Source organism: Chitinolyticbacter albus (assembly GCF_024437655.1).
Taxonomy (GTDB): Bacteria; Pseudomonadota; Gammaproteobacteria; order Burkholderiales; family Chitinibacteraceae; genus Chitinolyticbacter; species Chitinolyticbacter albus.
In genome coordinates, this window is sequence record NZ_JANBVF010000016.1 from 45,254 (window position 1) to 59,308 (window position 14,055).

At 65.1% G+C, this 14,055-nt stretch carries 12 protein-coding genes; 4 read left to right on the plus strand and 8 right to left on the minus strand.

Going from position 1 to position 14,055, the window contains the following annotated elements; all coding sequences use genetic code 11:
• Positions 1-44: 44 nt before the first annotated feature.
• Positions 45-641, minus strand: coding sequence for a TetR/AcrR family transcriptional regulator (locus NLI84_RS11130; RefSeq protein ID WP_255990172.1), 597 nt, complete (start codon positions 639-641; stop codon positions 45-47).
• 357 nt (positions 642-998) lie between these two features.
• On the minus strand, positions 999-2,108 hold the full coding sequence (locus NLI84_RS11135; protein ID WP_255990174.1) for a diguanylate cyclase domain-containing protein: 1,110 nt from the start codon (positions 2,106-2,108) through the stop codon (positions 999-1,001).
• A gap of 126 nt (positions 2,109-2,234) precedes the next feature.
• Here NLI84_RS11135 and NLI84_RS11140 point away from each other — a divergent pair, with 126 nt between their 5' ends.
• The gene (locus tag NLI84_RS11140; protein WP_255990175.1) at positions 2,235-2,585 is read left to right on the plus strand and encodes a hypothetical protein; all 351 of its coding nucleotides are present in this window, start codon (positions 2,235-2,237) and stop codon (positions 2,583-2,585) included.
• A gap of 60 nt (positions 2,586-2,645) precedes the next feature.
• Here NLI84_RS11140 and rpsT read toward each other — a convergent pair whose 3' ends face one another.
• On the minus strand, positions 2,646-2,912 hold the full coding sequence (rpsT, locus tag NLI84_RS11145; protein WP_255990177.1) for a 30S ribosomal protein S20: 267 nt from the start codon (positions 2,910-2,912) through the stop codon (positions 2,646-2,648).
• 185 nt (positions 2,913-3,097) lie between these two features.
• Between rpsT and murJ the strand changes: the two genes are divergently transcribed.
• Positions 3,098-4,636, plus strand: a complete 1,539-nt coding sequence (gene murJ / locus NLI84_RS11150) for a murein biosynthesis integral membrane protein MurJ (protein ID WP_255990178.1) — start codon at positions 3,098-3,100, stop codon at positions 4,634-4,636.
• A 27-nt stretch (positions 4,637-4,663) separates the two neighbouring features.
• On the opposite strand, the gene NLI84_RS11155 is transcribed toward murJ, so the two are convergent.
• From NLI84_RS11155 to NLI84_RS11175, 5 genes are all read right to left on the minus strand, one after another.
• On the minus strand, positions 4,664-7,573 hold the full coding sequence (locus NLI84_RS11155; protein ID WP_255990180.1) for an HD domain-containing phosphohydrolase: 2,910 nt from the start codon (positions 7,571-7,573) through the stop codon (positions 4,664-4,666).
• Between the two features lie 127 nt (positions 7,574-7,700).
• The gene (locus NLI84_RS11160) at positions 7,701-8,903 is read right to left on the minus strand and encodes an amino acid aminotransferase (protein WP_255990181.1); all 1,203 of its coding nucleotides are present in this window, start codon (positions 8,901-8,903) and stop codon (positions 7,701-7,703) included.
• Between the two features lie 110 nt (positions 8,904-9,013).
• Positions 9,014-9,643, minus strand: coding sequence for a hypothetical protein (locus NLI84_RS11165; protein ID WP_255990182.1), 630 nt, complete (start codon positions 9,641-9,643; stop codon positions 9,014-9,016).
• 9 nt (positions 9,644-9,652) lie between these two features.
• Entirely contained in the window at positions 9,653-10,132 is a 480-nt protein-coding gene (locus tag NLI84_RS11170; RefSeq protein ID WP_255990184.1) for an LEA/WHy family protein, read from the minus strand.
• A 1-nt stretch (position 10,133) separates the two neighbouring features.
• Positions 10,134-10,544, minus strand: coding sequence for an acyl-CoA thioesterase (locus NLI84_RS11175; RefSeq protein WP_255990186.1), 411 nt, complete (start codon positions 10,542-10,544; stop codon positions 10,134-10,136).
• A 179-nt stretch (positions 10,545-10,723) separates the two neighbouring features.
• On the opposite strand from NLI84_RS11175, the gene NLI84_RS11180 reads away from it, so the two are divergent.
• Together NLI84_RS11180 and mutY are read left to right on the plus strand one after the other, a co-directional pair.
• Complete coding sequence (locus NLI84_RS11180) at positions 10,724-12,919, plus strand: AsmA family protein (RefSeq protein WP_255990187.1); 2,196 nt, start codon at positions 10,724-10,726, stop codon at positions 12,917-12,919.
• Positions 12,916-13,950, plus strand: a complete 1,035-nt coding sequence (gene mutY, locus NLI84_RS11185) for an A/G-specific adenine glycosylase (RefSeq protein WP_255990188.1) — start codon at positions 12,916-12,918, stop codon at positions 13,948-13,950. The genes NLI84_RS11180 and mutY overlap by 4 nt, the downstream gene beginning before the upstream one ends.
• Positions 13,951-14,055: the final 105 nt, after the last annotated feature.

Here is a 14,055-nt window from a genome sequence, read left to right on the forward strand (position 1 = left end):
AAACAAAGCGCCGGATCACTCCGGCGCTTTGTTTTTCATCCAAATCAGAGATTGGCCTGCCAGCCCGCCAACAGTTCAGCGATGCGCGGTGGCGCCGTCAGCTGATCTAGCATCCAGCGCACGGCCTTGGCCAGCCGCTCGACATCGTAATCGACCGAGAAACGATGCAGCGTCACCCCATGCAGGAAGCAGCGCAGCGCGACTTCTTCGGCATCTGCCGGATGCAGGGCATCGTGGCCAAACAGGCGTTCAATGGTGCCATCGAAGGCAGCAGCCGTGCTTTCCGAGAGCTTGGCATCACCACGCGAGGCCATCCAGATTTCCAGGATGGCGATGGTCGCATTGCGATCCGGCTCCAGCAGGAAGCCATTGAGCATCACGAACAGCCGCTCCTTGGGCGTGAGCGGACCAAGTTCGTCGAGACGGCGGCATTCCTCGTCGAGCAGGGCCTGCACCACCAGCGGCAGCAAGTCGTAGCGGCCCTTGGGATAGTGATGTCGCAAAGCGCCGCGACTGACGCCGGCCCGCTCGCAAACCCGCGCTTCGCCAAGCGCGGCATAGCCTTGCTCGGCCAATAATTGGGTAGTCGCCTCGATAAGCCGGCTCTGCGTGAAAGAGGAGCGTTGTGCTTGGGTTGCCATGTGGCCGATTCTAACCGAGCGCGAAAAACACACCACAATATGAGCATTACATACGGCGTATGTGTCTCGTTTTTCACTGCAAATGCGCATCACCCTCAGGCGCCGTTACACCGTCCAGCCCGCGAGCTGCCTCAGTCCAGCGCATTCTGCACGGCACAAAAACTGCGGGTTTGATAGCGAGGCATGCTGTTCAAGACCCGTCTCATGATGCCATCGCCTTGGCCTTACGCCGCTCGCGACCAGTCGCTGCGCCTCGCCCCCGGCCCTGGCCCAGGTGCGCCGGATTCCTTTGCGAGTGGGGGGACACCGTGACCATGCGCAGGGCGCGACGATCTGAATCCCGGCACCCAGCCAAGCTCAGCGGCGCAGGCGATCGAACGACCACCCCAGCGCCAGCTCCTGGTCGGCGTATTCGAGGAAGGGCTGCAGCCCGGCGAGCAAAGCCGGCAGGTGCGGACGCAGCTCCTCGTGCATGCCTTTGTGCAGCATCAACAGCGCTTCGGCCAGCGTCGGCGCTGGCGTAGCGTCAGCGGCCTCGGGTGCCAACACCCGGTTTTCCCCCGGCGTGGCGTAGAGACGATCATTGGCAACCGCGATCAGCGCGGCGGCATCGTCACCGCTGTCTTCGCGTGAATTGGCGATGGCCACGCTCGCCGTCACCGCCAGCTGGCTGCCACGGAAGCTGATCTTGGCGCCAGCAAGCGCCTGGCGCAGCCGTTCGGCAAGGATGCGTGCCTCGCTCAGCGTGGTTCCCGGCGACACCACGGCGAAGCGCGGTCCCTCCACGTGGGCCAGCGTGTCCTCGCGTCGAAGTTTGGCCGCAAGCTGCTTGGCCAGCAAACTCAGCATCTGCTCCACGACACGGCTTCCGAGCTGATCGGACAGCGGCTGGTAGTGGTCGATTTCGACCAGCAGCAGTGTCACCTCGCCCTGATGCCGCTGGGCGAAGGCGAGCGCCTGCTCGGTCTGCAGCATCAAGAGGTGCGACGTGCCTGCACCGGTCTTGGCATCCACGGTGGTCGACCGCGCCGCCTCGCTACGGGTTTCCAGCAGGGCTTTTTGCGACACCGCACGTTCGATATTGGCGTTCACGCGCGCCAGCATCTCGGCACGGTCGGTCGATTTGGTGACGAAATCGCTGGCGCCGCGCTCTACGCAATGCAGCCGCGTCGCCTCGTCCTCTTCGCCGGAAATGATGATGATCGGCAAGCGACGCAGACGCTCGTCGCCGGAAGCACGGATGCGCGTCAGCAAGCCTATGCCGTCAAGCTCGGGCATGGTCAGATCGGACAGCAGCAACTGGATGGATTCGTCGGCCAGCACGGTACGCCAGCCCGCCTCGCCATCGCCTTCCTCGATCACATCGAACTGGTCGCCAAGATGCTTGCGCACCGTAGCGCGCACGATGCGCGAATCGTCGACGATCAGGATGCGCGGGCGACCGGCAAGTTCATTGGCTGCTTGCATTTGTACTGGGACCTTTGCTTACAAATCCCGCCCAATCTAGCACACTCGAGCACAATTGGCCGAGCCGGGGTCGGACATACGCCAGCCAGCTACCGCAAACTGCTGCCTGCGGCATACACTGTCACCATGCATCACGCCCAGCTCAACCTCTGCATCGCTCCCCTGACCCGCGCCGAGACCGACGCCGCGGTGCAGGCGCTCGCCGCGCTGCAGACGCAGGTGGTCCGCGTGATCCGGCAGCCGCTGGGCGGCGAGCTGTGCCTTGCCGTCATCGAGGCCGAGCGCACGGTGCAGGACGAAAGCCCGGTGTGGTGCCTGGAAAAACTCGCCGCCGGCATGTGGAACGAGATCGGCCGCTACGCCCGGATCAGCGCGAGCTGGCAGCAGGGCGATGACGAGGAGCTGTGGTATGAATATGGCGAAGACGACTATCGCCGGCTGATGCAGGCGTTCCGCCTGATGAAGCGCCGCGCCTGAAAATCACGGGCAATAAAAAAAACCCCGGCGAACCGGGGTTTTCATCTTCCACATGGCAGCTTAAGCAGCCATGGCCTTGATGGCGGCGGACAGGCGGCTCTTATGGCGAGCGGCCTTGTTCTTGTGGAAGATCTTCTTGTCGGCGATGCCATCGATCACGGAAACCGATTGCTGGAACACCGATTTTGCGGCGCTCTGGTCGCCGGCTTCGATAGCCTTCAGCACCTTCTTGACCGCGGTGCGGAAAGCCGAACGCTGGCTGGCATTGTGCTGGCGGGCTTGTTCAGCCTGACGCGCACGCTTGCGAGCTTGGGCGCTGTTAGCCATTTGAATAACTCCTGAAGCTGTGGTCTTAAACCACCCGAAGCCTCAAGGCGCCGGGTAAGTCGATTCGGAAACGCCGGATCATATAGCAAGCCGCCGCCGCTTGCAAGGCCGAACGCTGCGCAGAACGTTCTACGCGCGACAGGCCACGCAGGGTAACATGCCGCATCTCCCCGCCGCCTTGCGCCATGAACCTGCTCAAATCGCTTGCCGCCGTTAGTTCGATGACCATGGTTTCCCGCGTACTGGGCTTTGTGCGCGACATGCTGATTGCGCGACTGTTCGGTGCCAGCGCCGGCACCGATGCCTTCTTCGTCGCGCAGAAGCTACCCAACATGCTGCGGCGCGTTTTCGCCGAGGGCGCGTTCTCGCAGGCCTTCGTGCCCATCCTCGCCGAATACAAGAACCAGCAGGGCGACGATGCCAGCCGGGTGTTCCTGGCGCACGTATCGGGAATGCTCACGCTGATCCTGGCCGTGGTCACCACCCTGGGCATACTCGCCGCGCCGCTGGTGGTGTGGATTTCGGCGCCCGGCTTTGCCAAGGAAGCGGGCAAGTTCGCACTCACCGTCGATCTGTTGCGCATCACCTTCCCCTACATCCTGCTGATCTCGCTCTCGTCGCTTGCCGGCGCGGTGCTCAATACCTGGAACCGCTTTTCGGTACCGGCCTTCGTGCCCACGCTGCTCAACGTGGCGATGATCGTGTTCGCGCTGTGGCTATCGCCCTATTTCGACCCACCGCTGATGGCGCTGGGCTGGGGCATGCTCGCCGGTGGCATCCTGCAGCTGGTCTGGCAGTTTCCGGCCCTCAAAGAGATCGGCATGCTGGTGCTGCCGCGGGTGAAGCTGCGCGATCCCGCAGTCTGGCGGGTGATGAAGAAAATGGGCCCTGCGCTGTTCGGCGTTTCGGTCGGGCAAATCTCGCTGTTGATCAATACCGCCTTCGCCTCATTCATGGTTTCGGCCTCGGTATCATGGATGTACTACGCGGACCGCCTGATGGAATTTCCCAGTGGCGTACTGGGCGTGGCGCTCGGCACCATTTTGCTGCCGTCACTTTCCAAGACCTATGCCAGCAACGATACCGCCGAGTACTCGCGTCTGCTCGATTGGGGGCTACGTCTCGCGCTGCTGCTGGCGCTGCCCTCGGCCGTCGCGCTGGCGGTGATCTCCGGCCCGTTGACCATCGCGCTGTTCCAGTACAAGGAATTCACCCTGCACGATGCGGCGATGACGCAGCAGGCGCTGATCGCTTATTCGGTCGGCCTCGTCGGCCTGATCATGGTGAAGATCCTGGCGCCGGGCTTTTATGCACGGCAGAACATCAAGACGCCGGTGAAGATTGCACTCGTCACGCTGACGCTGACGCAGCTGATGAACCTCGCCTTCGTCTGGCACCTCAAGCACGCGGGCCTCGCGCTCGCCATCGGCCTTGGCGCCTGCTTCAACGCCGGCGTGCTGCTGCGGCAACTGCGCCGCCACGGCATCTACACCCCGCAGCCGGGCTGGCCACGCTTCTTCGCCAAACTCGTCACCGCCGTTACTGTGATGGCCGCCGTGCTGATCGCGGCGCAATGGCTGCTACCGGCCTTTCATAGCGCGGGCTTGTTGCTGCGCCTCACTTGGCTGGGCATCTTGGTCGCAGCCGGTCTCGTGGCTTATTTCGGTACGCTGGCCGCGCTGGGTTTTCGGCCACGCGACTTCTCGCGCCGCGCCGTGCAGTAAGCCGGCCATCGGCCGGCCGCACCGTCGCTACACGCTGGCCAGCAACGCAGCCTCGTCGACAGTGTCGATCTGCCCCGGCTGCAGATAGACCATGGCATAGCGCCGGTAGACGCCCGATTCGACGAACAGGCGAAACAGCGCCACATCGACATGCGCCTCCCGCGCCATGCGCGCCATGATGGCCAGCGCTTCCGAGAGTTTCTTGCCCTCCTTGTACGGCCGGTCGATCGCGGTCAATGCTTCGAAGATGTCCGCGATCGCCATCATGCGCGCCGGCACGCTCATCTCGTCGCGACTCAGCCCCTTGGGATAACCGGTGCCATCCATTTTCTCGTGATGGCCGCCGGCGAGCTCGGGCACGCTGGCCAGATGGCGCGGGAACGGCAGTTTCTCCAGCATCACGATGGTCTGCACGATATGTTCGTTGATCTTGTAGCGCTCCTCCATCGTGAGCGTGCCACGCGCCACCGACAGGTTGTACAGCTCGCCACGGTGATACAGATGTTCGGGCATACGCATGGTGAAGCCGTATTCGTCCGGCAGCACATCATGGGACGAGCGCGCGATTTCGTGCTCGGGGCGGTCGGCCAGCAAGGGCTCGTCCACCGGCAGCGACGGCTCCGGGAACGCCGCCATGCGTAGGTGCTCCTCGTGCGAGACACCCAATCGATTGGACAGCGTGCGGCGCCAGCTCCGAGTCGCGATGCGCTGCAAGCGCTCGATCTTGTCCGGCGCCATGAACTCGCTGCCGAGGTTGCAGGCGGCGACAAAGGCGAAATCATCGTCCAGCCGGGCAAGCTCGGCGTCGCGCGCCACGGCCAGCGCCGACGCATCGCCACCGGCCGCAACGCCCTGCCAGTAGGTCAGCTCGACATCGCGCTTGAGCACCTCAAACCGGGTACGGATTTCATGGATACGGTCGTACAGCGTTTCGAGCTTGGTCGCCTTGTCGACCACGTATTCCGGCGTGGTGACCTTGCCGCAATCGTGCAGCCAGGCGGCGATGCGCAGCGCTTCGCGCTCGTCAGTATCGAGCGTGAAGCCGGCAAAGGGTCCCGTTTCTGCATCGCACGCGGCATCGGCCAGCATCTGGGTCAGCACCGGAACACGCTGGCAATGGCCGCCGGTATAGGGGCTCTTGGCATCGATGGCGCCGGCCACCAGCTGGATGAAAGCCTCGAGCAGTGCCTTTTGCTCGGCGATCAGCTTCTGCGTGTCGATGGCGGCCGCCGCACTGCCGGACAGCGCCTCGATCAGCGCCACAAGCTCAGGACTGACCTCGCGCTTGGCGCCCAGCGCATCACGATCGTCCTCGAGGATCAGCAATACCCCGAGCGACGCACCGCGCCGGTCTATCAGCGGGATCGCGATCAGCGTCATCGGCCGGCTAAATTCGGCCATGCCTTCGAACCACTCGGCCAGCGTGGCGATGCCGTGCGTCACCGTCACCGTCCGCCCGCTGTGTGCGGCCTCGGCCACCGGATGCTCTGCGTCCACCGCCACCCAGGGCGGCAAACCCTGCGCCGGCCCCTCCTCCCAGCGCACCTGCGCTGGCGCCAGCCGGCCATCGGCCTCGCGCAGATAGATCACCCCGCCATGGGCCGCGGCGATATGAATCGTTTCGCCCAGGATGCGTGCCAGCAACGTATCGAAGTGTCGCTCGGACGCCAGCGCGGCGCCGATATCGACAAACTGCCGTATGGTCGACTTCATCACGCTCATGGCCTGCGCCAGCTCGTCGATTTCCGAGATGAACGAGCTCACGGTCATCGGCCGCTCGAAATGCAGCGCCTGGATATCGCGCGCCTCGCGGGTCAAGGCGACCAGCGGGCGAGACGCCAGCCGGGACAGCCACACCGTCAGCGGAATCATCAACGCCAAGAGGCCGATGGCGATCATCACGGTTTCGCGGCGCAAGCGACGCGCGTCGGCCAGCAATTCATCCTCGGGCGCGGCCAGGACCAGCGACAGCTGCTGCTTGCCGCCCGGTACAGCGATGCTCGCCACATGCCCCTGCCAATCCCGTCGCTCCGCCTTGACACGATGGGTGCCGGCGCCAAGCGCCAGCGTCGCCGGCAGCACGGCCACGCCCAACGACTCAACGTCAGCCAGCTTGAAACCATTCGCACCATCGGTGCGCAGGATACGGGCCGGATCGCGGTAGGCGACCATCCGACCCTGGGCGTCGACCAGCGCAAGCTCGGCCCCCGGTGTGATGCGTTCGGCGGCGAGCGCCGTCGACAATGCCGACAGCGTGATGTCGACCGCGACCACGGCATTGCCATCCGGCGTGCGCCGGGCCAGCGTGGTGCCGACCTCTCGCGTGGTGAAGAACACGTACGGTGCAGTGGCCACCACCAGATCCTGCGCCACTGCCGCGCCGTACCAGGGTCGTTGGCGCGCGTCGAACAGGTAGGCCGGATCAAGCTGTTCGCCCAGCCGGCGCAAGGCAGCGTCGAAATACAGATAGCGCCCAACCACGCTGCCGGCAGGCCGCTCCACGCTCTGCACCAGCCAGACCGTGCCAGGGGGCGGTGAGAAACGGGCCCGCATCGTCGCCGCGTCATAGTGTCGCAACAGGAAGAAATCGCCACGAGTGTTGCCCGCGTAGATCGCCGACTGTGCCGGCTGGCTCTGCAACGCGCGTACCAGATAAGGCAGGTTGATTAGACGAGCGTCGAGCGAGCCCGCCCGCGCAAAATCGTGCTGCGCCAAGAGATCGACCACCGTGGTACTGCCACCATACAGCGCGCTGACCCGCTGCGTGGTCTGCTCGCCGATGCGGCCAAACAGCGATTGCGACGCCGACAGCAACATGCGGCTGGCCTGGCGGTCGTTGTAGATAATGCTGATCGTCGCAAACACGGCGATCAGCAGCAGGAACAACCAGGAGATATGGATATGCAGTGGATAGCGGACACGTTCGGTCTGGGACATGGCAGTGGCATCGGGCGGGCGCTGTTTGAGTTTAGAAGGCGCATCACCGTTTCGCCCACCGTTCGCCCCGCCACAAAGCAAAACGCCCCGCACAAGGCGGGGCGTTTCCGGCACGACCTGTGCGGGATCAGACCACCTGGGCGATCGCGTCAGCCACGTAGCCGATGTTGCCGCTGTTGAGCGCGGCCAGGCAGATGCGACCGGTCGACACGGCGTAGATGCCATGCTCGGCGCGCAGCACCTCGACCTGGGCTGCGGTGAGGCCGGTGTAGGAGAACATGCCGCGCTGATTGACCACGAAGGAGAAATCCTGCGCCACGCCACGGGCCTTCAGCGTGTCGACGAGGCCCGAGCGCATTGCGCGGATGCGGTCACGCATGCCGGCCAGCTCCGCTTCCCACTGCGCACGCAGCTCGGTGCTCGACAGCACGGCGGCCACCAGCGCGCCACCGTGGATCGGCGGGTTGGAGTAGTTGGTGCGGATCACGCGCTTCAGTTGGCTCAATACGCGACCCGACTCTTCCTTGCCGCTGGTGATGATGGACAGCGCGCCAACGCGCTCGCCATAGAGCGAGAAGCTCTTGGAGAACGAGCTGGAGATGAAGAACTGCAAGCCCGAGGCAGCAAAGGCGCGCACGGCGACCGCGTCAGCGTCGATGCCGTCGGCAAAGCCCTGGTAGGCCATGTCGAGGAAGGGCACCAAACCCCGCTCGCGGCAGGCTTCGACCACTTCGCCCCATTGCGCGTCGGTGAGGTCCGCACCGGTCGGGTTATGGCAGCAGGCGTGCAGGATGATGACCGAGCCCGGCGCGTACGACAGCAGCGCGGCCTTCATCGCAGCGAAGTTCACGCCGCGGGTGACGGCATCGTAGTACGGGTAGTTTTCGACCTGGAAACCGGCCGATTCGAACAGTGCGCGGTGGTTTTCCCAGCTCGGATCGCTGATGTAGACCGTCGCATCGGGCGACAGGCGCTTGATGAAATCGGCGCCGATCTTGAGCGCGCCAGTGCCGCCCAGGGCCTGGGCGGTGACGACGCGACCGGCGTCGGTCAGCTCGCTCTTGTCGCCGAACAGCAGGTTCTGCACGGCGTTGTTGTAGACGGCCGGGCCTTCGATCGGCTGGTAGCCGCGCGGCGGCGCGTTCTTCAGCCGGGCGTCCTCAGCGGCCTTGACGGCGGCCAGCAGCGGCAGCTTGCCGTTGTCGTCGTAGTACACGCCGACGCCCAGGTTCACTTTGTTGCTGCGGGTGTCGGCGTTGTAGGCTTCGTTCAGACCCAGGATGGGGTCACGGGGCGCCATTTCCACGGCGGCAAAGATCGAGGCGGTCATGCAGTGCTCCAAGGCGTTTTCGGGCGCAACTTCGCCCATCGACAATGAAAACGCCATTCTACACAGCCCGCCGCCCGCGCTGACAGGGGGCCGGCGTAACAGCGGGTAAATCAGGGCGCCGGCGCATGCGGCTTGGTAGGCGCCGGCGTGGCCGCAGCATCGGGAACCGGCTTGATGGCATTCGACGTGCCCGAGGTGATCGGCTCCCGCTTGAGGCAACCGGCCATCTCGCTCAATTTCTGCCCGGGGCGCACCACGCAACGGGTGTTGCCAAAACGCAAGTAGCCCTTGTCGGCGGGTGCCGCGGCCGCCGCGGGTGGCTGGGTAGCGGCATGCGCAGCCGCGCTGGCCGCGGCAACTTGCGCCTTGAGCGCCTCGAACTCGCCCTTGAGCACGGCGTAGGAGGCCTCGGTCGCGGCGTGAGTGGCGTTGAGTTCGGTCAGTTTGCCCTGCATCGCTTCGGTGGCCAGCCGCGCTTCGCGCCAGCCATCGGCATTGCGCTGCAGCGCGCTGCGCAGCAGCGTGATCTGGTCGACGTACTGCTTTTCGTTGAACTCCCGCACGAAATAACCGACCGCCAGGCCGATGCCCAGCAGCAGGATCACCCCAAGCACGCCACCGGCGATCATCAGCTGCAGGCGAAAGCGCTGCAGCACGGACGGCGTGGTCGATGCATCGCCCGCAGCCTCGATCACGGGCTGGTCCGTGGTGATGATTTCGACGATGGGTTGATCGCTCATGGCGCGGTCTCAGAACTGCTGGGTCTTGGGTTTGGGGGCAAACAGGCCATCGATCGCGGGAACGTCGCCCTCAACCGTAAAGGGCACACCGTCGGCACGCATCGGTATGAACAGCTTACCGGCGAGCTTGTAGCGTGGCGACCCCGATTCGGTGGCGCGGCGCAGCTGGCGGATCAAGCTTGCCAGATTGCTGGTCACGTCGATCGCGATGCGCGCCTCGCCCAACGCCGGCAATGTAATCGCTTGCGCGGCGACGCCGGATGCCAAGGGCTGGCCATTGATTTCCAGCGTGGTATCGAGCCCCTTGATCGGGATGGCGATATCGTTCGGATTCTCGATGCGCAGCGTCAGCGTAAAGCGCTGCTCGAGCAGCCCGGCCTCCTTGAGCGCAATGCCGGCCAGCGACACGCGCGGCTTCTCGAAATGGCTGGGGACGCCCGCGCAGGCAGTAAGCAACAGGGTGCAGGCGATCAGGATCAGGCGGCGCATGTCAGTGCTCCTCCAGCATGGGCAGCAAGCGTTCGGCTATGGCGCCGGTGAAGGGGCGCGCGCCTTGCTGCTCGGGATGGATGACGGCGAAGGTGACGTCGGCCTCGGCCACCAGTTTGTCGTTATCGGCCCGCACGATGCGCTGCGCGACCACGCCGTGGCGCTCGCCGATCTCCGACAGCCAGGTTTCGACCACCAGCTCGTCGCCCATGGTCGCCGGACGCTTGTAGCGGATGTCGATGCGACTCACCACCAGCGCCAGCCGCTCCTGCATGAACCAGTCGAGCTGGCCCGCGGACTCCATCATTTCCCAGCGCGCCTCCTCCAGGAATTCCAGATAGCGGGCATTGTTCACATGGCCGTAGAGATCGAGATGATATCCGCGAACCTTGATCGGCGTGCGTTGCGGCATGAAGCCATCCTGACGGGTTGCTATGGTCGCATCTTGGTCCGGCAACGGCCTGCGAGACAAGAGGGGAAAATCACCCGGCGCGCCGCAGTCGGGCCCAAAGCTTGATCTGGACACTATGAAAGCCGGCGCGGCTTGCTACATAATCGGCCGCATCACTTAGATCGCTGACCACCAAAGCGATGGATCTCCGCCATTCGCGGCCGTTCCGCCTTGCGCTGCTGTTCCTCGCAGTGTCGCTCGCGCTGATCGGCATCGCGCCCTACTTCATCGACGCCGAATACGCGCGCAACGAGCTCAAGCTCGTGATGCAGCGCGAGACCGGCCGTACGCTGCGCATCACCGGCCAGACCCGCGTGGTGCTGTTGCCACGCCCGGCGCTGACCGCCAGCGGCGTGAGCCTGTCCGAACCGGATGGCATGACGCCGTTCGCCAGCGCAGATCAGGTGCGCGTCGAGTTCTCGCTGTGGTCGCTGCTGCGCCAGCGCGAAGCGACGCTCACCCGGCTGGAAGCCACCCGTCCACGCCTGGCGATCAAACGCCTCGCCAATGGCAGCTACAACTTCGACGACCTGCTGGCGCGCCGCAGCACCACCTCGCCCCTGCATTTCGACCCGCGGGGCGTGCACTTCGACGACGCGCGCATCGATTTCAGCGATGCCGCCAGCGTAGAGACGGTGCGGCTGACCCGGCTCTCGGTCATGCTCGACGAACCGGCCGATCCCAAGACCGGTCGGCTCGATCTGAACGGCGAACTCGCGCTGCTGCGCGCCGGGCAGGTGCAATGGCAGGCAACGCTGGAGGCCGGCGCCGCGTTGCGCTACGACGCCACGGAGCGGCGGCTGTTCATTGCCGGCCTGCAGCTTGACCTGCACCAGCGCGGCAAGAGCGCGCCGCAGCTGGCGCTCTCCAACGCCCGGCTCAACGCCACCGGCAACCTGGTCTACGGTTGGCAACCGTTGCGGCTCGCCGGGGGCGCGCTCAGGGTATCGGCCGTCGGCACCCGCGCGCAGCAGTCGTGGCAATGGACGCTGGATGCACCGCGCATCGAGGTGCGCGACTACATCGCCCGATTGCACGACCTCAAGCTCGCGCTCGACATCCGCAGCCCGCAAAACCGGGTGACCGCCGAGTTCAAGGTGCCGGCACTGGCCGGCACGCGGCAGGGTTCGCTGCGCGCGGACAAGGCGGCCATCGACGTGAAGCTGAGCTCCGCCGACCAGACCTTCGTGCTGAACTTCCTCAGCCCGCTCGAGCTCCATCGCGGCTCGCTCGCCAAGCTGCCCGGTTACCAGCTCACCGGCAGCTACACCAACCGGTCACTACCGCGCGGTGCCATCCCCTTCGCGCTCGAAGGCGATGCCGAGCTCGATCTCAAGCGCGAGACGTTGCAACTGACCAACCGCGGCACGCTCGACGGCGCCCAGCTCGCGACGCTGTTCGAGGTGAAACACTTTGTCGACCCACGCTATCGCTTCGACCTGGATCTGGCCCGGCTCGATCTCACGCCCTATCTGCCCGCGGTGGCCGACGGCGCACGCGGCGTCGACTCCGAAACCCCGATCGACCTGGGCTGGCTGGCGCAACTGAATGCCAGTGGCCGCCTGCAACTGGGCGAACTCATCGTCCAGAACCTGCACCTGCAACGCATCGCGCTTGGCTTTAACGCCGAGGATGGCGTGGCAAGGCTCGATCCGCTGTCAGCGCATATCTACGGCGGCGAACTGACGGGCACGCTCGCCATCGATACCGGCGGGCGCGTGCCGCAGTTCCATGTCAGGCAGCAACTCAGTGGCGTCAATATCAATCCGTTGATGCGCGATCTGCTGGCGATCCAGCGCTTCGAAGGCCAAGGCGAGCTGGCGCTCGACATCACCGCCGTCGGCAACCGGCTCTCGCAAATCCGCAGCAGCGCCAGTGGCCAGGCCAAGCTCGCCCTGATGCAGGGCGCCATCCGCGGCATCGATCTCGAAGCGGTACTGCGCGCCGCCAACCAGCAACTGAAGCGGATGAGTGGCGAACCGGTCCAGCTGGCGGATCTGCAGGCAAGCACCCGGTTTTCCACGCTGAACGCCAGCATGACGATCAAGGACGGCCTCGCCCGCAACGACGATCTGGCCGTCACCACCGGCCTGCTGCGCCTGTCTGGCCAGGGCGAATTCGACCTCGGCCGCGCCCGGATCGATTACGCACTGAAAGCCAGCACCAACCCCAAGGTGCCGGAACTGCGCCAGCTATCCGGGCTGACCTTGCCCATTACGCTCACCGGCTCCTTTGCCGCGCCGGAATACCACATCGATTACGGCAGCCTGCGCCAGCAGCTGCTGCAGCGGCAGGGCCGTGCGCGTGCGCCAGACACACCGGCGCCAAAGCGATGACATCATTTTCCAACCGGCTCCTCGCCTGGCAGGCCACGCACGGCCGGCACGACTTGCCCTGGCAGGTGGCCGACCCCTATCGCGTCTGGCTGTCCGAGATCATGCTGCAGCAGACGCAGGTGACCACGGTCATCCCCTATTACCAGCGTTTCCTGGAACGATTCCCGAGCGTGGCCACGCTCGCCGCAGCCCCGCTCGACGACGTACTCGCGCTGTGGAGCGGTCTCGGCTACTACAGCCGTTCGCGCAACCTGCATGCCGCAGCCATCATGGTGCTCGAGCGCTTTGGTGGTGTGTTTCCGCAAGAACCTGCCCTGCTGGCAGAGCTCCCTGGCGTGGGCCGCTCGACCGCCGCTGCTATCGCGGCATTCTCGTATGGCGTGTGCACCCCCATCCTCGATGGCAACGTGAAGCGTGTACTGGCGCGCTGGGCCGGCATCGAGGGTTTTCCCGGAGAGAAGGCCATCGAGAACCGGCTCTGGCAACTGGCCGCATCGCTGCTGCCGGCAGCCGCGGCAGACATGCCGGCCTACACGCAGGCGCAGATGGATCTGGGCGCCACCGTCTGTACGCCGAAGAAACCGGCCTGTCTCGCCTGTCCGCTGCAGGACGATTGCGCCGCCAGGCTGCTGGGTCGCCAGCACGAGCTGCCGACGCGCAAGGCAAAGAAAGCAATACCGGAGCGCAACACGGTGATGATGCTGATCCGCAACAACAACGGCGAGCTGTTGCTGGAGCAACGCCCCCCCACCGGGATCTGGGGCGGCTTGTGGAGCCTGCCCGAAGTGGCATCGACGCTGGATGCCGAGGAAACCTGTCGCGCGCGCTTTGACCTCACGGTACAGCTGGAGCCGGCACTGCCCGATTTTGTCCATGTGTTCACCCACTTCCGGCTGACGATCACACCGCAGCCGGCCGCCGTGCTCGTCAGCCCGCCGCGGCTGCACGAAGCCGGCGCACGCTGGTTCAGCCCTGAGGCCGCGCTCCGGGCTGGCATCCCCAGCCCCTTGCGCAAGCTGCTGACCCGTTAAGCGAGCGCTGCCTCCATTCAGGTACATCCCTCGCCCGTCGCTACCGCGTGGACTGCTGGGCAGTAGGCAATCCCGTTGCCGCTCCCGGCGTCGGTAGGCCACCAT